This is a genomic window from Pyxidicoccus xibeiensis, from assembly GCF_024198175.1.
In the GTDB taxonomy this organism is placed as follows: Bacteria; Myxococcota; Myxococcia; order Myxococcales; family Myxococcaceae; genus Myxococcus; species Myxococcus xibeiensis.
This window is the reverse complement of sequence record NZ_JAJVKV010000011.1, coordinates 92,975-116,506: the sequence shown is the minus strand read 5'-3', so window position 1 is coordinate 116,506 and position 23,532 is coordinate 92,975. Positions and strand designations below refer to the sequence as shown.

The window sequence follows — 23,532 nt, the reverse complement described above, 5'->3', positions numbered from 1 at the left end:
GGACAGCCGCCCGCCAGGCTGCTCGCGAGGGCGACGGCGAAAAAAGAATCGTCGCTTGTCGATCCGCGCCCGCGTCATTCGACGCCTCGGTGAAAGGGAGACCCAAATGCGTCTGACGATGCTCCACGCTGCTTTGATGGCTGTGACCCTGCTCCTCACCTCCACCGCTGCCGACGCACAAGCGAAGGGCGCTCGGGTCCAGGTGAACGGGATGCAGGTCTATTACGAGGTCTCGGGCAAGGGCGAGCCGCTGGTCGTGCTGCACGGCGCCTACATGAACATCCCGACGATGGGCGCCATCATCCCGAAGCTCGCGAAGAGCCATAAGGTCTACGCGCTCGAGTTCCAGGGACACGGCCGCACCACCGACATCGACAGGCCCATCACGTATCAGAACCTCGCGGACGACGTGGCCGCCTTCATGGACGCGGTCGGGCTGAAGAAGGCCGACGTGTTCGGCTACTCGATGGGGTCCGCGGCCGGATTGCAGCTCGCCATCCGCCATCCGGAGAAGGTGAACAAGCTCGTCGCGGCGTCTGTCGCGTACGACATCCAGGGCTGGCAGCCCGAGTTCAGGGAGTTCATCCCGAAGATGACGGTGGAGATGTTCCTCGAGATGCCCTTCGCGAAGGAGTACCCGAAGCTCGCGGCCAATCCGAAGGGCTTCCCCGCGCTGGTCAAGAAGCTCATCCAGCTCGAGAAGGAGCCGATGGCGTGGGAGAAGGACGTGAAGGCGCTCGAGACGCCCGTCCTCATCATCACCGGTGACGCCGACGTCGCGACGCTCGAGCACTCCGTCGCCATGTTCCGGCTCCTCGGCGGCGGCGGCCCCGGCGACATGGGCAAGCCGCTGTCCCCCTCGCGGCTGGCGGTCATGCCGGCGACGGCACACACCGCCGTCATCAGCCAGCCGGAGCTGCTTCACGCCTTCATCGAGCCATTCCTGAAGGGCCAGACGCCGAAGGGTTTCCTCGAGGCGCCGTAAGGGGTGAGGCTTCACACCCACTCGATGTGCGCATAGGCGGCGGCTGCTTCTTCCAGCAGCCGCCGGTTCGAGCCTTCGAGCCGGGGCCGCGAAACCAGGCGCAGGCCCCGGGTGCCGAAGCCCACCGCGGCACGGATGGCCTGCGCGAGCTCGTCGACGCCCTCCTCGCTCAACAGCGTCACCGACACCGTCACCGCCTCCGAGGGCGTTGCCTCCAGGGACCAGGCGTTCTCCCTCCTGGCCGTGAAGCGCTCCAGCCGGCTGGCCAGGGGCGAGCTGGCGCACAGCGCCACGTCGCGCGAGTGCGCCTCCGTCAGCTCCACCCACGTCAGGTGCGGCAGCGTGGACAGCCTGAGAAACAGTGTCTCCTCGATGCGGCTCCAGCAGGACAGCTCCAGCCGCCGCACCGACAGGGGGTATGCCCCGAGAGCTGGGACGACGGAGGACTGCATCCTACGGAGGTACGTCACGGCGTGCAGGTGCGGGTGCGCGAACCAGCCCGCGGCCGAGGGCCCCCTTATCAACTCCCCGTTGATTTCCCGCACCGTGCCCCAGGCCGGCCCGGGGGCGGGCCTCTTCCATTCGAGGAACCCCCGGACCGCAGCCGGGAAGCCCCGCTCGAAGCGGGTGGAATCGGGGCGGACGAGTGGCCCCAGCGGGGCCTGCCACGCCGCCCCGTGCTGGGCCAGCAGCTCACGGATGCGGGCCTCGTCCGGCTGCGCCGAGCACTGGAGCATGATGAACTCTCCCAGCGGGTCGCCCTGCTCCAGCAGGTGGTCCGCCAGGACGAGCCGCGCGCTGTCATCGTCCGGGTGGGCGTACACGCGCGCCAGGAGCATGTCCCGCAAGGGAAGCTGGCGTGCCTCGGCCTCCTCGCGCAGGGCGAGGGCCCTCTCCAGCGCCTCGCATGCGTCCCGGGCCTCCGAGTCCAGTGCGACGTCCAGCGAGTGCGCTGGCGGAGCATCCTTCCTCTCCTGGAGGCGGGCCAGCGCCTCTTCATAGGTGGTCCACGAGCCCATGGCCTGGAGCAGCGCCTGAAGGTCATCGGCCGTGCGTGGGTCCCTCAGCTGGAGCAAGAGGTCTCGAAGCGCCGCGATGACCTCCGCATCCCGAGCGACAGGCCAGCGCGCGATGGTCCGCAGCACTGGAATGAGCCGGGGGTCCTCGGGCCACCTCCGGGCGCTCCGGAGCTGGCGCTCGAGCGTCTCCGCGTTGCCCTCGTTCGCGACACTCAGGAGCCAATTGAGGATGCGCGGAACGCCGGTGGGCCGGGGCTGCTCGCCGGAAAACGCCGTGGACAGGCGCTCGCACGGTGGCAGCCCGACGGTGAGCCGGTCCGACAGCTTCTGCACGAGTGTCGCGATGCGCACCGAGCGCGATTCGCGCCACGCGTCCAGCAGGAGCCGGAGGACTTCCTCCTCTTCGCGCTGCTCGAAGGCCACGAGCGCGCCCGCCAGCAGACCGTTCAGGACGTTTCCCGTCATCATCTAGTGCTGCGTCGCCGGGCCGGGCCCGGGCGGGCCCATGAGCCGGAGGTTGTCGCGCAGCTGCTCCACCGTCATGCCCGTGCCCGCGAGGTACTCCTCGAGCTCCTCGAGGCCATGCTCCTGGCACAGCTCGTCACACCGGCCCTCCAGCTCCGGATCGCCAGTGGTGGCGCAGCCCCGGTAGTAGTCCACCTCCTTGGTGAGCTGGCCCTGGCTCTGACGCTTTGAGATGTATTCGCGGAGCGCCTTCAGTCGCTCGCCCGACTTCGGCTTCACCTCGAGGCGGGCCTCCAGGGGACGCAGCGAGTCGAGCTTCCGCTCCACCAGCTCCATCAGCACGTCGAAGCCCTTGAAGGAGGTCTGCGAGCGCAGCGCGCGAATCTCGAACGTCTCCTTGCGGCTGTAGCGGGCGAGGTTCTGCACGGACAGGCTCTGGTACTTCTGCGTGTCTGAGACCGTGTACTCGGCCTTGAGGAAGGCCCGGCCCTGGTAGAACTTGAGCTCGAACTCGTTGAAGAACCGGTCATGGGGCAGCATGCCACCCCTGGCCTTGAAGAACGCCTGGACCTCTTCGGGCGCCACGGAGACGAGCAGCGGGTACGCCTGGCCGAAGTCCCGGTAGAAGACGCCGCAGCCCCATGTGGCGAAGTTGAAGAAACTCACCAGGAAGTTGTAGCGCAGCAGCGGGTTCGTCCAGAAGGTGGGCTTCAGGCCGATGTGCAGGTGACCTGCCCCATTGCCCGTTCGAGGGTCGATGTTCGGCGCCAGGCCGATGCTCTGCGCGATGCCGAAGATGTGCTTCTGGATGATTCCCGCGAGCGGCTCATGGCCACGCCGGGTGCGGGGCGCGCCATTCACCTCGATGCAGCCCGAGTCGTAGTGAATCTTCATGTCCCAGCCGAGCTGCCTGTAGCGCACGAGGAAGCTCCCCGACTTCAACTGTGTAATCGAATAGTGGTCGGCATCTTCTTCCCTGGAGATTTCGAAGTCGGTCTCCGGCGTCAGTTCCGGACCGGCCTTGAGCGCTTCCAGCGCCTTCCTCCATTTTTCGAGGTCCGGGACGGCGAGGTTGTGCAGCGCCTGGGAGTCCGTGAGGCGCTCGTCCAGGTACTCCGGCCGGACGAACTCGAACTCGAAGCCGAAGGTGGGCGCGTCATCGTCGAGGTAGACCCAGCCGGTGCCCTGCTTCACGAAGATGGTCTCCGCGGTGGGAATGAGCTTCACGACGAGCTTGTAGGGCCCATTCCCGGGGAGCAGGACATCCTGGAGGGTGGACAGCGGGACTCCCTGTGCCGCATTGGCTGGGGCGACGGAAAAGGACACCAGCGGCACGTCCGCGTGGGGCTTCATCACCCGGATGAGCACGCTGGCGACCCGCTCCGGGTTCTCGATGGAGACGACCACCGCGTAGTCGCCCAGGAACCCTCGTGTCCCCGGCGCCCTCATCGGGACGTGATAGCGGCCCGGCTCGCACAGGCCGACCGGGGCATGCCCCCGCTCCGTCCAGAAATGAGGTTTCTGATTCTGGAACAGGGCCTCGCGGAACGTGATGGCAAGGCCCGTCAGCGAGCACGAGTTGTCCGGGAGGTCGCACGTCGCCTGGATGCCTGTGGACGGCGCGTCCGAGAAGTCCGCGAAGTCTTCGGACCGGATGGGAGGGTAGGGGGGCAAGGTCATGTCCGCGGGCTCCGGCGACGGCGTGCACCCAGGCGCGTCATTCCCAGTGGGCGTCTTCGTACCGCTGCCGCAGCTCGGCGACCGCGCCCGGCTCCAGCCGGAAGCGCAGCAGGTGGACGGACGCATCCGGTGGCTGCTCCGCGTCGTGCAGGAGGGCCTGCACGACGGGGTGCTCGTCGAACCTGGGGGCCACCTCGAACATCAGCGAGACGAACTCGAGGAGCCCTTCACCCGTCCACAGGCCCCAGGTCCGAGCCCGGCGAATGGCCAGCATGACGCGTCGTTCCTGCTCCGGGCCTGGAAGCGCCGCGAGGGCCCCGGGGGCGCGCCGCAACAGGTGGGGCAGGGCCCACTGCGCAAAGACACGCTCGCGCTGCGTGACGAAGGCCTGCATCTGGGACGTGCGAATGGTGAGCACGTCCCCGCTCGTACCACGGCGCCACCTGGGAGCCGACGCGGCTGGATGCGTTGTGTTTTGGACTTGAACAAGCGGACCCGGGACGGCGTGCTCACCGCGGAGGAAGGCTCTGGGCGTGGCGGAAGACGTCGTGCGGGTCGTACTCGTGCTTGAGGTGCCGGAGCCGCGGAAGGCTGTCCCCGTAATAGGCACGGTGAGGGTCGTCCAGGCGCAGGTCCGCGTAGCCCTGGTAGACATGGCCATTGGCGTGACGGCGCACGGTGGCCTGCGAGGCATCCACCCACCCGCGCGCATGCTCACGCAGCGCTTCCGACGACCGCGAGCCCACCGTGCCGGTGTGGCGGAGCATCATGCGCGCCTTGCGGTGGATGAAGCTGGAGCCCTCGTTGGAGCGTGCATACGCACCGCCCCAGGGGATGAGCTCCAGCTCGCGGTGCTGGGCGTAGCGACGGTCGGCCTGGAACTGCTCGACGCAGGCCTGGATGGACTCCGGCGCCAGGGGCTCGTCGAAGAAGTTGGAGCGGGTGAACTGGTAGCCCGTGTGCCTGTAGGGGAGGCTGGGCATCCACGCCGGTGCCGTCTCGTGGTCGAGGAGCCCGACGAGGTAGTCCGCCGCCTCGGCCGGAGGCAGCCGCCACGTGCGCAGTCCGGAGGCCAGCGGCCCCAGGTGGCGCTCCCACGCTCTCAGGTGGTTCGCTGCACCGGCCTCACTGCCGAGGATGACGCCGAAGAGCTCCACGTAGGTCGGCAGCTCCGGGTCGTCCGGCGCGACGAGGCCCAGCTCCAGGTTGACGTCGTCCTCCGCGTCGGGCGCGTGCCGTTGCCAGAGCTCCATCAGCCCGGCGGCCTCCGTCGGGGCCCACCTGCCGTTGACGACGGTGAGCGCCTCCAGGGGAAACGTTCGCAGCGTCAGCCGGGTGACGATGCCGAAGCCGGCGGTGCCCGAGCCGCGCAGCGCCCAGTAGAGGTCCGGCGCCTCGCCCGCGCTCGCATGGACCACGCTGCCGTCGGCACGGACCACCTCCAGACGTTCGACCTGGTCGGTGGTGAGCCCGTGGCGGCGTCCGAGGAAGCCGAAGCCTCCGACGAGCGCGAGTCCGCCGAGGGCCACGCGGGGACAGCCTCCAGTGGGGACGACACGCCCCACGGAGGCCAGGCGCCTGCTGACCTCGGCGGACAGGGCGCCCGGGCCGATGACGGCGAGGCCTTCCTGGGGCTCGACGCGGTTGTTCTCCGAGAGGTCGACGACGACGGGCGCGCGGGTGGACAGGTCGGCGAAGCAATGCCCGCCGCTGCGCACCGAGAAGGGCAGCTCGTGCCGCACGAGGAACTCCAGCGTGCGCTGGACGTCGGCGGTGTTCCGGCAGCGCACCAGGGCCTGGAGCGGAAGCAACGGCCGGCCGGCCGCGAACTGCTTGTTGGCCAGGAGCAGCTGCTCATCTCCGGGAACAATCACCGCGCCCTCGAGGGCCGTGCGCAGGGGAGACCAGTCCACGTCCCGGCAGCGCGCTTCGGCTTCAGTCGAGGTCGTCATCTTCCGGGGGCGTCCTCCTCCAGCCCGTGCAGCCGCGTCTGGAGGCGATAGAGCTCGGCGTAGCGCCCGTTCAGCGTCATCAGCTCCTCGTGGCGCCCCTGCTCGACCACGGCGCCCCGCTCCAGGAAGTAGATGCGGTCGGCGTTGCGGACGCTGGCCAGCCGGTGGGTGATGAGGAGCACGGTGCGGTTTCGGGCCAGCTGCCGGAGCGACTCGTAGACGGCATGCTCGGCCCTGGCATCCAGCGGCGCCGTCGGCTCGTCCCAGATGACCAGCGGGGCGTCCCGGTACAGGCCGCGCGCCACGGCGAGCCGCTGCCACTGCCCGCCCGACAGGTCCATGCCGCCCCGGAACTGGCGCGACAGGAGGGTGTCCCAGCCCTGCGGCAGGTTCTCCACGACTTCGAGGGCGCGCGACTGCTCGGCGGACTGGAGCAGCATGCGGGCGTCCGGGTCCACCCGCTGGTGGCGGCCGAGGCGGACGTTGTCCCGGGCGCTGCGCGGCCAGCGGATGGGGTCCTGCAGCACCATGACCACCCGGTCCGCGAGGCTGTCGGGTGACATCTCCCGCAGGTCGATGCCATCCCAGGTGATGCGGCCGGAGGTCGGCGGGTAGAGCCCGGCAATCAGCTTGGCCAGCGTCGTCTTGCCCGAGCCATTCTCCCCGACGAGGGCGATGCTCTGCCCGGCCTCGATGGTCAGGGAGATGTCGCGCAGCGCCAGCCGGCCCTCCTGGCCCGGGTAGTGGAACCCCACGCCCTGCAGCTCGATGCGTCCCGGGTTCTCCGGCGCCTTCACCCCCGCCGTGGCGGGCCGGGCCCGCTGCGAGGACTGCTCGATGAACTCGCGGTAGTCGCTGATATACAGGCCCTTCTCGAACAGGCCATGCGCCATCTGCATGAACAGGGCGAGCGCCGCGCTCGCGCTGCGCACGGCGATGACCGCCGTGCCGGCGACGGCCAGCTCCAGCCAGCGCGCCTGCAGCATCATCCCGAGCGCGACGAAGGTGGCGACCAGGCCGAGGCCGGACAGCATCCGGCCGAAGGCGGTGGAGCGCGCCTCGGCGATGCCCAGGCGGACCAGGTGGTCCTGCAGCGCCACGGCGCTGCGCTGGTACTCGGCGAGCACGTAGTCCTGGGCCTGGTTGGTGCGAATCTCCGGCGCGGACTCCCGCTGCGTGGCGAGCTCCGCCATCATGTGGACCTGGCGCGTGAGGGAGATGGTCGTCGCCATGCCGGAGTATTGCAGCCTCGCCGCGTGGAGCACCGCCCAGCCCTGGGGCAGCAGGGCGACCCCCAGGAGGGGCAACAGCAGCGGGTGGAGCCAGAGCAGCGCGAGCACCGCGCCGAAGACCGAGAACGCGGCACGGAGCGCCTCGACGAGGCACGTCGTGGCGCCCTCCATGTGCATGACGCCCCGGTCCCGGGCGCGGTGCAGCCGGTCGTAGAAGCCGGGGTCGTCGAAGGACGCCAGGTCCACCTGGAGGCTGACCCGGAAGAGCGCCTCCTCGGCGACCCGGAACACGCGCGGGACGAGGTACGCACGGGCCACGTTGGTGGCCGTCTCCAGGCCCATCCGGACCGCCTGCACGCCGCCCAGCAGGAGCAGGGTGGGGAGGGCGGCCTCCAGCCGCTGTGCGCCGGTGCCGCCGGACAGGAGCTGTCCGAGGACGCTCGTCGTGAGCAGCAGGGCCCACGTGGTGGCCGCGCCCGCGACGAGCTGGCAGAAGATGACCGCGAGCGCGGCCCGGGGCGCGGCGCGGCGCAGCACGGACAGCACCGGCTGGACGGCCAGGCCCACGCGCCGGCCGAGCGCCAGCAGCCCGTGTCCTGGCTGCGCCGCCCCGTCGAGGCGCCAGTACGGTGTCTCCAGCTCGACCTGGCTGGCGTCCGTGCTCAGAGGTCCCCACCCCCGACCAGCAGAATCGAAGGCAGCCCGTTCTCCGGGTGCGCCCGGAGCAGCTGGTAGGCGACGCCGCCCAGGCCCGGCAGCAGGCCCGGGACGAAGGCATCCCGCGCCATTCCGCAGGACGGGCCCTGCTCCTCGATGCTGGTCAGAATCGTGCCCAGCAGGTGCTCCCGCGTCAGTCCCTCGGGGCCCTCACCGGCGGCAATGGCGCGGTCCAGCAGCTCCCACGCGCCCAGGTCTCCATGGCAGGCGCAGTGGTTCCAGCCAAAGCCCATGCGCCACGTCGCCGCGGCGGCCCTGCGCAGCATCAGCCGCGTCTGCGGGCTCTCCATCCTGGGGTCGAGGTCGGCGTGCGCCAGGCCGATGCCCACCGAGCCGTGACACCACGCGGCCGCCGTCTTCAGGCCTTCGAGCAGGCGCAGGTCCAGCCAGTTCTGCTCGCCTTCATCGAAGAGGGACTCCTCGAAGGCGAAGGCCGCTCGCGCCGTCTGCGCATGGCGGGGAGCGCCCGTCACCCGGGCGAGCCGCGTCAGCGCCCAACCGATGCCGGTGACACCGTGCGCGAAGCCGCCGACGCCCTCCGGCCAGCTCTGGTGCACCCAGAAGGCCCCGTCGCCCTTGCGCTGCGCCAGGTCGCACAGCTTGTCGCCCAGCTGGCGGGCCAGCTCCAGGTGGCGCGCGTCCGCGGTCTTCCGGTACAGCGCGAGCAGGGGCGCGATGGCGCCGGCCTTGCCCGTGAGGATGTCGTGGATGTCGTCGGCCGCGGCGGCCTCGGGAATGCCTTCCGCGAGCGCGGCGGCGCGTGCCACGCCGTCGCCCCGGTCCATGCCCCAGCCGGCGAGGACGAGGCGCGTCCAGAGCTGCGAGCCGAGGCCGATATAGGCGCCCGGCGCCTGGGGCCGGAGCTTCACGCCCCGGGCGCGCTGCACGCCGGGCCGGGCCTCGGCGAGGTCCAGGGTGCGCAGCGTGGAGGCGAGCAGGGCCTCCAGGCCCTCCACCGGGTCGGCGCGGCCGGCGACAGCCTCGCGCAGGTACGCGCCCACCAGGAGCGCCACCCCCGAGGTGCCTCCGTAGAGGTCCTGCTCCAGCGGCTGTACGGACCAGCCGGTGGGCCGGAAGATGGGGGCAATCCAGGTGACGCTGCCGTCCCCGCCACGAATGGCGGTGGAGCAGAGGTCACCCATGATGCGCGCCACGATGCGACGGCGGCGCAGGTCGAGCGCGTCCGTCTTCACCCGCTCGGGCCGGCGCGGCACTTCCTCCGGGCGCCAACCGTCGTTGATGTAGGCGCTGACCAGCGCGGACTGGATGACGTTGCGCTCCAGCTTGAAGTCGGCGCCGCGCCAGTGCTCCAGCGCGGCGTCCACCAGGTTCCGGGGCGGCAGCCAGGAGGTGCCACGCGGGCCCTCCAGCTGGCCGTGGCGGGCCACGGTGGTGAAGACGGGGATGTCGCCGTCGAGCAGCTCCTCGACCTCGGCCTCGATGACCGCCGGGTCGCCGGGGGCCGTGGAGACGTTGGCCGCCATCTTCGCCAGCAGCTCCCTGGCGCGCTGGCGCGGCGGGGCATCCTTGTGCAGTGACACGGGGTGCCACAGCATGCGGGCCAGCTCGGAGTAGACCTCGGTCGTCCGCGTGACGACGCGGATGCGGCAGGCGTCGAAGCCCTCCAGCATGCTCCGCAGCTGTCCTGTCGAGTCGAGCCGGCGCAGCGTCCTGGTCAGCTCGTCGAAGCTGCTGAGGACCTCGGGCCAGTACCGGGCCAGGGCGGGCTCCGGGCTGGGATGATTCTGGGAGACCGGCGCCTCGACCTGGGTGGCGCCGATACGCGCCTCGTCGGTGCCAGCCTTGACGACGCCGGGCTGCTGCAGACGCGGCTGCTGGCCGGGGAGCATTCCCACGGCGGAGCTGTCCACGCCGCGCCAGCCCAGGCCCTCGCCGCGTCCCGGCAGCAGGCCGATGGAGAGCACGGTGCCGCCGACGAGCTCGGCCGCGCGGTCCAGCGCCTGGCCCAGCCCCGATGGGGACGGTGGGAGCTTCGGGGTGAAGAGCGTCTCGCAGTCCACGACGACGGGGCTTCCCCCGTGGGCGATGAGGTTCTCCGCGTGCAGGTCGCTGCCGCCCAGCAGCCGCATGATGGCGAGCCAGTGGCCGATGCCACGGTAGAAGCTGAGCAGCTCCTCCCTGCTGGAGGCGTAGCGGTGCGGAATGAACTCGGCCCAGCCGTGGGCCTCGCCCATCACCGCCAGGGGAACCCGGATGGCCATGGCGCTGTCGTGCTGCCGCGCCAGCCCGGTGATGAAGTCGCGCAGGGCCACGTCGATGGCCAGCGAGCGGGGCTTGTAGACGAGCCGCCCGCCCTGGCAGCGGAGCAGTGAGACCGTCTGACCGCCGCAATGACTGTCTCCGGCGCCGAAGCTGAGCTCCTCCAGCTCACCGGGCGGGCCTCCGCACAACCCGTCGAGGCGGGCGCGGTCGGCGGCCCAGCGCTCGGCGAAGCGCAGCGAGGCGGCGCAGCGGTTGCGCAGGATGCGGCCGACGCGGGACAGCAGCGTCGGGTACGGGCCCGCGAGGCCATCCCAGAAAGCGCGCTGGGACGAGAGCTCCAGGAACTGGGCCCAGCGCTGGGCGGCATCCTCACCGGTGAGCCGTCCCATCACGCGCGCGGCGTTCAGCTCGAGGACGAGCAGGCGGGTCAGCTTCCGGGAGAGCACTGCATAGAGCGATTCACGCGTCGCGGCGACGACGATGTCGCGTTCGCCGGGAGCCAACCCAGTAACCCGCTCGAGCTGGGTTGCCAGTTCCTCCAGCGCGGGCAGGACCAGGCAACCCAGGGATGCGTCGAAGTTACTGGCGCCTGTGTCAGACGCCGTCACGGGTCAGCAGCAGTCGAGGGTCCGCGAGCCCGTGCAGGCCGTACCACAGCGCCCGCTGATGGTGCCGGTCTCACAGATGATGTCCGCCTCGGTGAACTCGCCACCGATGAACAGCGGGCCGGCGGGGTTGTCCATGCCAGCATCGTTGCGCCACTGTTCAACGAGATCGATTCCCTGAACATTGTCCATAACGCGCTCCTCAGGCTCGGGTTTGACGAACGTGCTGAAGGAATGAACACTTCAGGGCGAACACGGACCGAACTGCTCGCGCTTCCTGAGTCCACGCTGCCCGGATGCATCAGACCTGCAGCACGGTGTCGATGATAGTGACTGCATCTCTGCAAATCAATGAACCACAAAATACCGTATATGTACGGATTGAACCGTCTGCCTGTGTGTCGTCTCACGGCCTGACGACATTTCCATGCCAGTCATACCTGGGGCAGGACGGAGCTTCTGGGACGGTGCGTCGCGGGGCGCACCGCGTCGAGAACACCGTTGCTCTACAATTGCCTCCTGACCGCCATTCATTCGCGGGCAGGGGGAGCACGGAATGCAGACGACGGCGGAGGCGTCCCTCCTGGTGTTGGGTGCGACGGGGCGGGTGGGCGCGGCGGTGGCGCGCGGACTGCTCGCGGAGGGGCAGCGTGTCCGGGTGCTGGTACGCGACGCGTCACGGGCACAGCCGCTCGCGTCAGCCGGGGCGGAGCTGTTCGCAGGGGACCTGCGCCGGCCCGAGTCCCTGCGTCCTGCCCTCGTGGGGGCTCACGTGCGTTCTTCTCCCTGGGAGATGCCGGGCCGCGGGCCCACAGCCTGTCGGAGGTGGCGGACCTGCTGGGGCAGGTGCGAGGCCGCCCCGTGCTCTTCACCTCGCTGCCGGCGCGGGTCGCTCGGGTGATGATGCCCTTCGTCTCCGGGACCTGAACCGCCCCTGCAGTTGCAGCGCTGCCTGCCAGCAGCAAGGCCTCCGTGGATTACGGCTGCGGCACGCCCAGCTCGTAGGCCTTGCGAATGGTCTGGGCACAGGCGCGTGACTTCTCGCCCTCCTCATCCCCGCCGAGCTGGCGGCTGCGAGCCAGGAGCATGTACCGGTTCCTGGCGGCGTTCACCCAGGGATAGAAGCCGAACGCTCCCGGCGAGGAGTGGCCCGTCACGGCCCACACGCCGTTGACCGTCTCTCCTTCAATCCAGTGCCCGAGTCCGTAATACGCCTGGCCCGGCCCCGACCACGGCGTGAAGGACACGTTGGGGCCACCCTGCCAGGCGGGAACGGAGTCCACGGTCAGCTTGGAGGACAGCTCGTACTGGTTGTTGATGAGCTTCGTCAGGAAGACGCGGTACTGCGCCGCGCTGCCCGAGAAGCCGCCGGCCGGAGCGACGTCGCTGTCGGACTCCGGCAGGGTGGTGCCCAGCCGGGCGTTGACCCAGTCCATGACGCTCAGCACCCCCGTGCCCTTCCTCGCACCGATGTCGTCGAGGGCCAGCTTCTGCATGTGGCCCCCGTCGTAGAAATACCGGCCATTCTGGAGCGGGCGGTAGGTCACGTTCTTGTGGGAGGGTCCGTAGCAATCCGAGACCGTGGTCCCGGCGTCCTTGCACAAGGTGGTGTTCTCGTCGAGGTAGCCGCTGGTGAAGTTGAGCCGCTTCTTCTCGTCCGGGGTGAGGTTCGCGTACCCCCTGGATTGCACGTAGGCCCCCGCGTACAGCCACTTGCTCGCGGAGGCGATGCGCATCACCGTCGTGGCCGACACGTCGCTGCCGCGCGAGAGGCCGTAGAGCGGCCCCGCTCCATTGCCAATCTCCCAGTAGAAGTTCCCGAGCGGCGTGCAGCTCGCCGAGGTGTTCGCCGTGTCCACCGCGGCCTGTTCGTACACGGTGAGGGCGGCATGGGAGGTGCCCGGGGGCGCCTCCGCGCTGGGTTCGAGGGCGTCCTCGCCGGTTCCACAGCCGATGACGCCCAGGGCCAGCAGCCCGTACGCAGAGATGAGGGTCTTCCTTCCGTGCTGCTTCATGCGCGATTCCTCCGGGAAATTCCCCTATGAACCCGGGAGGCGTCCGGAAGTTGCGCGAAACCCGCCGAGGCCCAGGGAAGGACCTCCTCCATTCGAGAGTTCTGTCACCCGGCCAAGGCTATCGCCCCCACTTCCCTTCGTTCAGGCACTCCCGGAGCACCCAGGTCAGGTGCTCGTCGAAGTCGAAGGTGCAGGCGGAGACGTCGGGGGACTCGGCCAGCAGCCAGGGCGCGAGGTCGAAGTCGTCATGGTACGCCTGGAGGATGAGCAGCCCCTCGGCACGGCGGAGCCCCAGGTCGAAGCAGTAGAAGTCGCTCACGGAGCGGGAGACGTACTGGAAGGGAACGAGTCTCGCCCGCACCTGCGCCTCGCGGCGGGCGGCTTCGAGGTCCTCGTCGTCGTCTCCGAACGAGCCACCCTCCATGAACTCCTTCTGCCACGCGTGCCACTCGAGCACCTCCGTGGGGCTCAGCATCCTCGCGAGCTCGCCGCCATGCGCACCCGTCGCCGAGAACAACCCGTGCCGGGTGATGAACTGGATGTACGACTCGGGCAGCACCGTGCCCAGGGCGCTCTCCAGGATGCGAAGCTCCTTCGCATCGACAGGCGTCAACCGCACCGCCTGGAGGGGAAGCCCCTTCTCGCGCTCGAGACGCTCCTTCAGGGCTTCGATGGCATCAATCGCACGAGGCACGCTTCGGGCTCCTCTTCATCGGGACCAAGGCGGCTGCGACTCTACCCGCGCGAGCGAAGCACGGCGCGCTGAATGCATGAAGTGACTGCGCACCGGCCGCGGGCCAGGGCGGAGTGCGGGCTCCGCCCCGGCCTCCGTGGATGGCGCAGGTCAGGACCTCGCCAGTGCCGCGGGCTGGGCGCCTCCCTGTGGCAGGGGCTTCAGCAGCAGATAGGCAGTGGCAATCAGCAGCACGACCTCCAGTGGCAGCCGCCAGGCCTGGGCCGTCACTGCAATGTCATTCATCCGCACCGGGTGGCCGAGCGCGTTGCGCAGGCCCACCGTGAGGAAGGCCACCACCATGTCCATCATCAGGGGAAAGGCTGTCAGCCGGGTGAGCGGGGTCGAATAGTGCGCGGGAAACAGCGCGCTCAACATCAGGAACGCGCCGCAGACCATCTCGACCCAGCAGACCATATAGGCGTTGAAGAGTGGGAAGGGGACTCCCACGGCGGAGAGGTAGAGCGCGAAGCCCTCTGGCCCCTGGGGGAGGACGACGGCATCCGTCCCCAGGTGGATGGAGCCGAAGAACTTCACCTGACCAAGCAAGATGAACACCACCCCCGCGAACATTCGCAATGCGAATCGCCAGGGGGATTCCAACAACTGCTGCGGAGAATCGAAGGAGTTCATGACGTCTCCTTGTCGTCTGGGGGTTGAGCTGCAATTCCAGACACCGTTGGCAATCCACACCCATGGCCTGGCGGCCGGGAGCAAATCGCAAAGCCTGGGCTCCGGACGCAGTCGTGCCCGAGTGGCCGTCCGCGCCCGCGCCCTCAATCTGTCGTCACGCTCATTCCGCGCTGTCGGCCGCGCGAGGCACCCTTCGCAGCGGAGCCGGGGCGGGAGCCGCCGGAGCGGCCGCGGCACCCGGGGTCATGACGAGCCCCTGGAAGAACAAATCCACCATCCCGTCGGCGACCTGGTCGTCCGTCAGCCGCCCGTCGGGCTTGAACCACTTGTAGAGCCAGAGGACCATCCCCAGGAACGAGAAGGCCGTCACCGTGGGGTCCACCGCGCGCATGCGGCCCTGTTGCATGGCCTCGGTGAACGACTCCTCCAGGAACCGCACGTAGGTCTTCTTGCGCTGGTCGACGAACGCGCGGGCCTCGCCGGTGAGCGTGTTCTGCTCGTGGAGGATGATGATGACCTCCTTGCTGCACCCCCGCGTCACCAGGTGGATGTTGTGGCGCATGCACGCGCGCAGCCGCTCCACCGGATCCGCGATGCCCCGCACCCGGTCCATGATCTGCTCGTCGAACACGTCCATCCCGTACTTCATGATGGCGAAGAGCAGCTGCTCCTTGTTCTGGATGTGGTGGTAGAGCCCCGCCTTCGTCAGCCGGCACGCGTCGGCAATCTCCTGCATCGACGTGCCCTCATAGCCCCGGTCGCAGATGAGCCTCGCCGCCGTCTCCAGGATGGCGCGGTAACGCCCACGCTCGTCCGGACTGCGCTCCATGTGGGTCATGTGGCACCTCCCCGTGCCGCAGCCGACCTGTTCGCCTACCTACCGGTCGGTCGCGGATTTACAATGGGTAGCATCAGCAAACACGGAGAGTCAATAACTAGTAAATCGTGTTTTCTTGGTGACAGTCCAGGCTCTTCCAGCCTGCCCTCGGGGGAGGGGGACGCTGCACAGCCCGTGTGGGACGCCCTCACGCGGCGCTGATTCCCTCAGTCATGACAGAGATTTACGATGTAGTGGATATTTTACAGTCAGACTGCTTCGGCGGCGCTGCGTTCCTCGAGACATCTCCATGGCTGAAGAGCAGAAGGTCGTATTCGCACACACGGTGGAGGGGCTGTTCGTCCAGGCCCTGTCGGACAAGCTGACTGGCTCCGCGAAGGAGCGGCTCAAGGCCGCGGGGTTGGATTTGGGGCGGGCCTTCGCTCCCGCGTATCCCGAGGCGCAATTCCATAGCTGGGTGCGCATCGCGGCGGAGGAGGTCTTCCCGAGCCTGTCGGCCGACGAGGCGCTGCAGAAGGTGGGGGAGTCGCTGGTGACGGGCTACGAGAAGACGCTGATGGGCAAGGCGGTGATGGCCACCGTGCGGCTGCTCGGGCCGAAGCGGATGCTGGAGCGCACGACGCACAACTTCCGCTCGGCGACGAACTACCTGGAGACGAAGCTGAACCACCTCGAGGGCAACACCTTCGAGATGAGCATCAACGAGACGAGCGGCGTGCCCCGCTACTTCGGCGGCATCATGCTCCAGGCGCTACGTGTCGCCGGAGCGAAGGATGGCCGCGTGGCCATCGTCCGGCAGGATGGCAGCGCCTGCACCTATCGCATCCAGTGGACGTGAGCGCCGTCCGCCAGCGCTGGCGGGAGTACGTCCTCGCCCCGGGGGTGGAGCGCCTTGCAGGGTTCCTCCAGCCCCCATGTCCTGGGAGCTCAGGAGATGCGGGGGCGGCCCAGCCACGATAACCCCAGGCCCAGGGCCAGGAGCGTGGGCAGCAGGAGCGCGAGCAGTCCGAGTGCGACCTGGGCCACCACGTCGCTCCCGGGCTGTTCCTCATAGGCGAAGCGCGGCAGCGCCCGGTGCTCCGCGGCCCCCAGGGGACTGGCGGCGAAGACGCGCGGCAGCAGGGCCTCGCGCCAGGCGGTGTGGAAGCGGTCCACCTGCGCCAGGAAATGCTCGTGCCGGCGGCTGCCGGTGCCCGCCACGTCCTGGAGCGCCTGCTGGAAGGCCAGGGCAGGGGAGGCGAAGCGCAGCACGCCGAGCGTGGCCTGCTGTCGCGCGAGCTGCGCCTGGAACGCGGCCACGACGGGCGCGGTCGCCCGGGCCGCCTCGTCCTGGACGGCCAGGGCGGTGGGCCAGTAGCCCTCGGTCCGGGTGCCTTCCGGGGCCAGCTCCGGGTGGTCCTGGAGATAGGCCGACAGCACCTCACTGCCGCGCTTCTCGGCCTCCAGCGAGGCCGTGCGCGTCGCACCCACGAGGGCCACGCGCGATGGCACCGGATACATGCGGCTCACGCCCAGCTGCGCCACCGCCGGCACCACCACCACCAGGAGCACCCACGCGCCCAGCAGCACCAGGGCGTTGGTGGACGAGCCGAGCCCGAGCGCATTCACCGCCAGCGCCAGCGCGAACCAGAAGGCGCCATACGCCACGACGAGCACCACCCACCCCAGCAGCCTCCCCGTTCCTCCTGGCCCACCCGTGAGCACGTGGCCGGCGAGGCCCGCGAGCACACACAGCCCCAGGAGCACGCCCGCGCGCACCGCCAGCCGCCGCAGCGCCCAGCCGCGCAGGCCCGCGGCCTGCACCAGCACGAGCCGCAGCGTGCCGTCCTCGCGCTCGCGCGACACCAGGTCGAACGACAGCGCGAGCGCGAACAGCGGCAGGAGGTAGAGCAGCACGAAGGCCAGGTCCAGCGGCCCGGTGGCCAGGTGCGTGGGGTGCTCCAGCGTGTCTCGCGCGAAGTCGGTGACGCGGCCCTGGAGGGAGACCTGGTACACGGTGGGCAGCAGGTCCAGCTGGCCGATGACCAGGGCGCCCAGCGGGCCGGGCGGCAGCAGCGCCTGGGGCTGGACGAGCCGGCTGCCCACGGGCACCGGCATCGCCGGGCTCTTCCAGGCGGGCACCTCCTGGCCCTTCCCCTGGCGCAGCTCCTCCGCCTGGAGCGCGAGCTGTGCGCGCCGCTCCGTCTCCTGGGCGATGAGGGACTGCTGGTGTGCCTGGAGCGTGCGCGTGAAGCGCCAGCCGTTGAAGAGGCCCAGCGCGACGAGGAGGAGCAGGAACGTGGTCGTCAGGGCCAGCATCCGGTCCGCGCGGAGCAGGCGCCACTCGTGTCGAAGGAGGGACATGGGTGTGGTTCTTCCGTCTCAGACGGCGCTCAGGCGCGCGCCGGCGCGCAGCGCGAGCACCGTGGTCCACAGCAGCCAGAAGGCGAGCAGGAGCAGCCCGGGCGCCTGCGACACCAGCGTCTGCCCCAGCGTGTCCGCCTCCGTCCGGAACTCGGGCACCTCGCGCCAGAGGGCCGCATCCGCCTTGTAGGTCGAGTCCGCGTACCGCGAGCGGAACGCGACGGCGTCGTTCATCTGCTTCACCAGCCCCTGCCGGTACGCCTCCGCCTGCCGCGTGAAGCGCAGGTGTGCCGCCAGGTCGGTCCTCGCCAGGGACGCGGAGAGCTGGCGCAGGGCCAGCAGGGGAGACAGGGGCGAGAAGGAGAGGTGCAGGCGCTCCTGGGCGTGATAGCGCGCCTCCAGCTCCCCGAAGCGCACCGCGCCCACCCTGTTGCCGTACTCCTCTCCTGCCTGCAGCGCGATGCCCCGGAAGTTGACGGGAAGCTGCTCCAGCGAGGCCGCGCCGTAGCGCTCCAGCGTCTGCCGCTCCAGCGCCGCCAGCCGCTGGTCCGCCGGGTCATGGCCGCTGAGGCCCCGCTCGTAGTCGTCGGCGAGCTGACGGGCGAAGTCCTGCGCCGCGGGCACGGGGCTCCAGGTGCGGGCCGCGTCCGCCGCGAGCCGGGGTATCAGCAGCGCGTTGACCGTCCACAGGCCCAGGAGCACCACCAGCGCCACGCGCGAGGAGCGAACGAAGGCACTGACCGCCAGCCCCAGGAAGACGAAGCCGGCCAGGTAGAGGCCATGGCCCAGCACCATCACCGCCGCGCGCCCGAGCACGTCACCGTCCGCGAGCCCGGACGTGGCGCCCGGCAGGAACAGCAGCCCCGCGGAGACGACGAGTATCGGGACCAGCAGCACCGCCAGCGCCAGGCCCACGCCCAGCGCCTTGCCCAGCATGAGCTGGTGCCGGCGCACGCCGGTGCTCAGCAGGAGCTTCAGCGTGCCGCTCTCCCGCTCGGTGGTGAAGGCGGAGAAGGTGAGCAGGACGATGAGCAGCGGGACGAGCAGCTGGAGCACTCCCGCGCCGGTGAGCTCTCCGAAGCGCGCCGCCGCGGTGGCATCCGCCGCGGGGCGGTATTGCGTCAGGTTCTGCTTGTGCGCCTCCAGGTAGACGGCGACTCCCAGGTAGGGCTCCACGCCGCGGTCGAACGCGGCCAGGGGGGACTCGGGCTTGAAGGCCCAGACCCCGTAGTGCGCGGCCGAGTGCGGGTTCTTCTCCCCCTGCTCCAGCCAGTGCTGGCGGGTCAGCCGCGTGCCCTCCTCGCGCTCGGCGCGCGCGCTCCGCACGTGCTGCGCCCCCACCACGATGCCGACGGTGGCCAGCAGGAACACCAGCAAGGCCGCGCCCCGGAAGCGCCCGTCGCGCAGCAGCTCCACCCATTCCTTGCGTGCGATGGTGAGAATCATCTGTCCGTCCTCAGCCCCGCATGTGCGTCAGGTAGAGCTGCTCGAGCTCCGCGTGGCCCAGCTCCTGGGTGGAGCGCGTCTCCACCAGCCGGCCCGCCTTCATGATGCCCACCCGCGTGCCGGACTCCTTGGCCCGGAACAGGTCATGCGTCGCCATGAGCACCGCCATGCCCTCGCCGCTCAGGTGCCGCAGCAGCTCGGACAGCTCGTTGGAGGCGAGCGGGTCCAACCCGGACGTGGGCTCGTCGAGCAGCAGGGCCCGCGCGCCCTTCGCGAGCGCGATGGCGATTCCCACCTTCTGCCGCATGCCCTTCGAGTAGCTGCCCACGGGGCGGTCCACCGCGCCGGGCGCGAGCCCCGCCCGGGTGAGCCAGGCCGTGGACTCGGAGGGGGACAGCGCGGGCCGGCCCGCCAGGGTGTTGAAGTAGGCCAGGTTCTCCCGCCCGGACAGGCGGGGGTAGAGCATCACCAGCTCCGGCACGTACGCGAGGTGGCCGCGCACCTGCGCCGCATGCTGGCGCACCTCCAGGCCCGCGACCCGCGCCTCACCCGCGGTGGGCTCGATGAAGCCGAGAAAGAGGTTCAGGGTCGTCGTCTTCCCCGCCCCGTTGGCCCCCAGCAGGCAGAACACCTCGCCCGGCCCGATGGCCAGGTCGAGCTCCTCGAGCGCCAGATGCTCGCCGTAGCGTTTGGTCAGCTTTCTCGCTTCAAGCATGGTGCGGCCCCCATAGCGGGCCTCGCGCGTTGTTGCAATCTGATTGCATTAATGGCTGCGGCCAGGAGCTGTATCGGGTTTTCAAAGGAAAGCCCGTGACGCGGGCGCGATTGGCGGCGCCTTCGGGTGGGTGGCCGGGCGGAGGGTGAGCGAGGAACCTGGGGCCCGAGTTGCAGAACGGGGCAAAGCGCTGGACGATTTCCCCCTACATGGGTCACTCCCGCGCGCCGCAGGTGCTCGTCGTTCCCCGACTCTCCTCCCTTGCTCCACGGTGCGCGCGTGTCCGGCGGCACGAGCCGTTGCGACTGCTCGCCCTGCTGCTGGTGTTCGCGCTGGCGCCCGCGGCGGCGCATGCGGCGACCCGCTCCGTCCTGCCGGCGATGTCCGGGTGGCGCTACCGCTGGGGTGACGGGCCGCAGCGTCCGGACGGCACGCCCGCGTGGGCACACGAGACGGGCGACTCCGCGGACTGGCAGCCCGTGGACGCGCTGAAGGAGCCGCCGGGCCGGGGAAAGAACACCTTCCTCTGGCTGAGCATCCCGGTCCCCCAGGGGACGTGGCCCGAGCCCGCCCTCTTCCTGGGAGGCGTCGCCACCGCCTTCGAGGCGTATGCGCAGGGGGAGCGCATCTACACCAGCGGCACGCTGGCCCCCGACGGAAGGGAGGCCATGGACAACATGTCCTGGCACCTGGTGCCCCTGCCGCCCACGGCCCCGGGGCAGCGCGTGCTGCTGCGCATCCAGAGCAGCAGGCCCGCCATTGGCGTGAGCCGGGGCTCGCGGGTGGGCTCGCACCATGAGCTGCTCGATGCGCAGACCCGCACCGGCCTGGGGACCTTCTTCATGGGGCTGCTCATCCTCGTCATCGCGGCGGTGTCCGGGGGCGCCGCCGTGGTGCGGCGCGAGGCGCGGATGCTCGTGCCCATGGCCCTCTTCTGCGCGGGCTCGGGCGTGATGTTGCTCGGCTCCAGCGGCCTCTTCAGCTCCCTCTGGGGCGACCCCTCGCTGGGCACCCGCCTGACGCTGCTGGGCTCGTACTGCATCCTGCCGGGCCTGGCCTGGTTCGTCTCGGACATGGTCGGCGAGGGGCGGATGCGCTGGCTGCGCCGGGGCGCGGCGGTCGTCTCCGTTCCGGCCGCCATCCAGGCCGTGCTGGTGCTCGTGGAGCCCTCCGCGGCCATGGGGCTCATGGCGCCGTTCATCTTCTACTCCGTCCCCGCGATGCTGGTCTGCGTGGGCATCGTGCTGGTCGAGGCGTGGCGGGGCAACGCGGACGCGCGCATCCTCAGCGTGGGCCTGGGCCTGCTCTCCATCGCGCTCGTGCTGGGCATCCTTCCTTTGATTGGCCTGCTGCGCACGGGTGGCGGCACCCAGGTTCACTGGGGCTTTCTCGCGCTCGTGCTGTCATTGGTGGGCGTCGTCGGGCGCCGCTCCGCGCTGCTGGTCCAGGCGCTCGCGGGGCACACGCGTCAGCTGGAGGAGCGCCGGGTCGAGGTGCGTCAGCTCGCCGAGCGCATGGGCAGCGGCTCCGGGGAGCTGGCTGCCGTGGCGCAGCAGCTGCGCACCACGGTCGAGGAGCAGACCTCGGGCATCAGCCGCCAGGCGACGGCGCTCCAGCAGCTCGAGCAGACGGTGGAAGAAATCCGGCAGGGCTCCCACGTCACGGCGGACAAGGCCCGCCTGCTGGCGGCCTCGGCGGAGACGGCGGAGGAGGTGGGACGCGAAGGCGGCGCGGCGCTGGAGCGCACGCTGGTGGACCTCGCGGCCATCCGCGCCGAGGTGTCGGAGATGGCCAGCCGCATCCTCTCGCTCGACACGCGCACGCGGGAGATTTCCGGCATCGTGGACGCGGTGAAGACGCTGGCGGACCAGTCGAACATGCTGGCCATCAACGCCGCGATTGAAGCGGTGCGCAACGGTGACAGCGGCAAGGGCTTTGGCGTGGTGGCCCGCGAGATGCGAAGCCTCGCGGACCAGTCCATCCAGGCCACCCACCGCATCCGCGAGGTGCTGGATGGCCTGGGCGTGAGCGTGCGCGAGACGGCGACGCTGAGCGAGCAGGGCGTGCTGCGGGTGCGGGGAAGCCTGGACGCGGTGCGCACCTCGGGCGTCCAGCTCCAGAAGCTGTCCGGCATCATCAGCGACACCAGCAGCAACGTCCGGCAGATCTCCGCCGCGGTGGCCCAGCAGGACGTGGGCACGCACCAGATTGCCCAGGCCATCCAGGAACTGTCCGGTCAGATGCAGCGCACGCTGAAGGTCGTCGAGGAGACCCGGACCGTCACGCACTCCGTGCAGACGCTGGCCGAGAGCATGGCGGACGTCGCGGAGAAGGCGCTCCGCTCCGACGCGCTGGAGGCGCGGGAGCAGCCGGCCCGGTAGGCGGGCGCACCATCCTCGGAGTTTTGAGGTGGAGTTCGGCTGATACCGGATGGCGATGCGTCCCCGGCACTCTCGTGGACGACGTCGGCTCATTGATGAGGGCGCATCAGAGTCCGTAGAGTCGCGTCTTCATGGGGCTCTCGCCGCTCGTCCGTTTGTTGCCGCTGGTGGCACTGGTGCTCTCCGGATGCGCAGCCAGCGCTCCCTCGCTGTCCTGCGAGCGCGAGGGGCAGCACTCCTGTGTCGTCCTTGCTTGTGAGGAGGAGGACTGCGGGCTGTTCAGCTGTGAGGACCTAGACCCGGATGCTGCCGCGCCGAAAGTGGAGCGGGCTCAGGGTGCCTATCGTCCTCCGCACCGCCCGCCAGCCTTTCGCAACTGGCGGAACTCAGGCATCCGCTCTGGGGCCAGGCCTCGGATGACCTTCCACTTCCGCTACCGCCAGGGCTTCCTTCCTGCGCTGCCTCGCGAGCCGGGGAAGCTGGTCCATCACCACCTGTTTCCTCAGGAGCCCGGGCTCGCGCGGTGGTTCAAACGAAATGGTGTCGACATCCACAAGTTCACCATCCTCATTCCCGAGCACATCCATCGCGAGCTTCACAGCGGTACTGGGCGGGGTGGCATGTGGAACCAAGCGTGGCGGGACTTCCGGGACAGTATGCAGGGCGGCTCTGTGACGCCTGAGGTTCTTCACCGCAAGGCCGTGGAGCTCATCTTTCGTTTCCAATTGACTGGCCCTGTAGTGCCCTACAATGCGCCTCTGGCACCGTACCAGCAGCTGGGGCCACAGTTGCGGACTCCTTGATTGCAGACCGCTTCGCGAGGACTCTTGAAGTTCTACAAGGCCGATGAGGACAGGTCGTCGGGGTACACGGGGCAACTGGATGCGGCAAGCAGGTGGTGCCTTCCAGGTGTGCAGCCCTGTCCAAAGTGCCGTGCAGGAGGAGGCTCGCCTTGGATCTCCTATCCATGTGTGGACCTGTCCGGCCTGCCTCCCCATGAGCTTGAGAAGCTCTCGGATCCCTGGCCTGTGCCACGGGAGGAGTTCCGTCGGCTAAGGGAATTGGTCAGACCCCTGGCTCCTTCGTGGGCCCTCCTGGAGCCTGGCGCAGAATTAGGGCCTTGTACCGGAAAGGGCTCCGGCAGCTTCGGCCAGCTCTTCATGCAGGACTCGCCCACGCTCTTCCTCCGTGAAGAGGCGATGACGGAGCTGCGCGAGGCGGGAGTGCGTGGACTCCAGGGGTGCCCAGTCGATGTTCGCTTCCGTGGTAAGAGCCCGCCAGTGTTGCTCCAGTTGCAGCTGGAGCTGCATGGCTTGCTGCATCCGGACTGCCTCCCTCCGACGCGTGAGCCACCGTGTCCGGAGTGTGGCAACAGCAATCTCAAGTGGCCCAAGGTCATCATCCTCGACGCCGCATCGCTCCCGACGGACGTGGATGTCTTCCGGCATCGACAGGGCTGGGCGACAGTCATCGTCAGTGAACGCTTCGTTGATGCGGTGGCAGGTCTGGGACTGGATGGCGTGACGTTTCAGGAGCTGGAAACTCGCTGA

General features: G+C 69.6%; 20 protein-coding genes. 6 read left to right on the top strand and 14 right to left on the bottom strand.

The features are described from left to right. Window positions 1–136 precede the first annotated feature (136 nt). Complete coding sequence (locus tag LXT23_RS36145; protein WP_253984973.1) at window positions 137–985, top strand: alpha/beta fold hydrolase; 849 nt, start codon at window positions 137–139, stop codon at window positions 983–985. Window positions 986–996: 11 nt separating this feature from the next. Here LXT23_RS36145 and LXT23_RS50215 read toward each other — a convergent pair whose 3' ends face one another. From LXT23_RS50215 to LXT23_RS36110, 7 genes are all read right to left on the bottom strand, one after another. Further along, window positions 997–2,472: a TIGR02996 domain-containing protein gene (locus tag LXT23_RS50215; RefSeq protein ID WP_267146731.1), complete on the bottom strand. Its 1,476-nt coding sequence runs from the start codon at window positions 2,470–2,472 to the stop codon at window positions 997–999. Then, entirely contained in the window at window positions 2,473–4,149 is a 1,677-nt protein-coding gene (locus LXT23_RS36135) for a hypothetical protein (protein ID WP_253984972.1), read from the bottom strand. It lies immediately after the preceding gene. Between the two features lie 37 nt (window positions 4,150–4,186). Beyond that, entirely contained in the window at window positions 4,187–4,567 is a 381-nt protein-coding gene (locus LXT23_RS36130) for a hypothetical protein (RefSeq protein WP_253984971.1), read from the bottom strand. A gap of 91 nt (window positions 4,568–4,658) precedes the next feature. Further along, on the bottom strand, window positions 4,659–6,101 hold the full coding sequence (locus LXT23_RS36125) for an FAD-binding oxidoreductase (protein WP_253984970.1): 1,443 nt from the start codon (window positions 6,099–6,101) through the stop codon (window positions 4,659–4,661). Next, entirely contained in the window at window positions 6,098–7,900 is a 1,803-nt protein-coding gene (locus LXT23_RS36120; RefSeq protein ID WP_253984969.1) for an ABC transporter ATP-binding protein, read from the bottom strand. Before LXT23_RS36120 ends, LXT23_RS36125 begins: the two co-directional genes overlap by 4 nt. 95 nt (window positions 7,901–7,995) lie before the next feature. Next, the gene (locus tag LXT23_RS36115; RefSeq protein WP_323379122.1) at window positions 7,996–10,881 is read right to left on the bottom strand and encodes a type 2 lanthipeptide synthetase LanM family protein; all 2,886 of its coding nucleotides are present in this window, start codon (window positions 10,879–10,881) and stop codon (window positions 7,996–7,998) included. A 3-nt stretch (window positions 10,882–10,884) separates the two neighbouring features. Then, window positions 10,885–11,070, bottom strand: coding sequence for a DUF6229 family protein (locus tag LXT23_RS36110; RefSeq protein WP_256561514.1), 186 nt, complete (start codon window positions 11,068–11,070; stop codon window positions 10,885–10,887). 364 nt (window positions 11,071–11,434) lie between these two features. Between LXT23_RS36110 and LXT23_RS50785 the strand changes: the two genes are divergently transcribed. Further along, window positions 11,435–11,779, top strand: a complete 345-nt coding sequence (locus LXT23_RS50785) for an SDR family oxidoreductase (RefSeq protein WP_253984966.1) — start codon at window positions 11,435–11,437, stop codon at window positions 11,777–11,779. A 76-nt stretch (window positions 11,780–11,855) separates the two neighbouring features. On the opposite strand, the gene LXT23_RS36100 is transcribed toward LXT23_RS50785, so the two are convergent. The 4 genes from LXT23_RS36100 to LXT23_RS36085 form a co-directional block, all read right to left on the bottom strand. Beyond that, the gene (locus tag LXT23_RS36100) at window positions 11,856–12,893 is read right to left on the bottom strand and encodes a hypothetical protein (RefSeq protein ID WP_253984965.1); all 1,038 of its coding nucleotides are present in this window, start codon (window positions 12,891–12,893) and stop codon (window positions 11,856–11,858) included. A 118-nt stretch (window positions 12,894–13,011) separates the two neighbouring features. Beyond that, window positions 13,012–13,587 (bottom strand): SMI1/KNR4 family protein, encoded by a 576-nt coding sequence (locus LXT23_RS36095; protein WP_253984964.1) that lies wholly within the window; start codon window positions 13,585–13,587, stop codon window positions 13,012–13,014. 150 nt (window positions 13,588–13,737) lie between these two features. Then, window positions 13,738–14,259: a DoxX family protein gene (locus LXT23_RS36090; RefSeq protein WP_253984963.1), complete on the bottom strand. Its 522-nt coding sequence runs from the start codon at window positions 14,257–14,259 to the stop codon at window positions 13,738–13,740. Window positions 14,260–14,419: 160 nt separating this feature from the next. Beyond that, the gene (locus LXT23_RS36085) at window positions 14,420–15,097 is read right to left on the bottom strand and encodes a TetR/AcrR family transcriptional regulator (protein ID WP_253984962.1); all 678 of its coding nucleotides are present in this window, start codon (window positions 15,095–15,097) and stop codon (window positions 14,420–14,422) included. 289 nt (window positions 15,098–15,386) lie between these two features. Between LXT23_RS36085 and LXT23_RS36080 the strand changes: the two genes are divergently transcribed. After that, on the top strand, window positions 15,387–15,935 hold the full coding sequence (locus LXT23_RS36080) for a DUF2378 family protein (protein WP_253984961.1): 549 nt from the start codon (window positions 15,387–15,389) through the stop codon (window positions 15,933–15,935). Between the two features lie 89 nt (window positions 15,936–16,024). On the opposite strand, the gene LXT23_RS36075 is transcribed toward LXT23_RS36080, so the two are convergent. The 3 genes from LXT23_RS36075 to LXT23_RS36065 are packed head-to-tail and all read right to left on the bottom strand — an operon-like array spanning window position 16,025 to window position 19,601. Next, a complete protein-coding gene (locus LXT23_RS36075; protein WP_253984960.1) occupies window positions 16,025–17,440 on the bottom strand; it encodes an ABC transporter permease in 1,416 nt (471 codons plus the stop codon). Between the two features lie 18 nt (window positions 17,441–17,458). Next, complete coding sequence (locus tag LXT23_RS36070; protein WP_253984959.1) at window positions 17,459–18,886, bottom strand: ABC transporter permease; 1,428 nt, start codon at window positions 18,884–18,886, stop codon at window positions 17,459–17,461. Between the two features lie 10 nt (window positions 18,887–18,896). Then, window positions 18,897–19,601, bottom strand: a complete 705-nt coding sequence (locus tag LXT23_RS36065; protein ID WP_253984958.1) for an ABC transporter ATP-binding protein — start codon at window positions 19,599–19,601, stop codon at window positions 18,897–18,899. Window positions 19,602–19,900: 299 nt separating this feature from the next. On the opposite strand from LXT23_RS36065, the gene LXT23_RS36060 reads away from it, so the two are divergent. The 3 genes from LXT23_RS36060 to sitI6 all read left to right on the top strand — a co-directional run bounded on the left by LXT23_RS36060 (window position 19,901) and on the right by sitI6 (window position 23,532). Next, a complete protein-coding gene (locus LXT23_RS36060) occupies window positions 19,901–21,982 on the top strand; it encodes a methyl-accepting chemotaxis protein (protein ID WP_323379121.1) in 2,082 nt (693 codons plus the stop codon). Window positions 21,983–22,113: 131 nt separating this feature from the next. Then, window positions 22,114–22,785, top strand: a complete 672-nt coding sequence (gene sitA6 / locus LXT23_RS36055) for a SitA6 family polymorphic toxin lipoprotein (RefSeq protein ID WP_253984957.1) — start codon at window positions 22,114–22,116, stop codon at window positions 22,783–22,785. Window positions 22,786–22,809: 24 nt separating this feature from the next. After that, on the top strand, window positions 22,810–23,532 hold the full coding sequence (sitI6, locus tag LXT23_RS36050; protein ID WP_253984956.1) for a SitI6 family double-CXXCG motif immunity protein: 723 nt from the start codon (window positions 22,810–22,812) through the stop codon (window positions 23,530–23,532).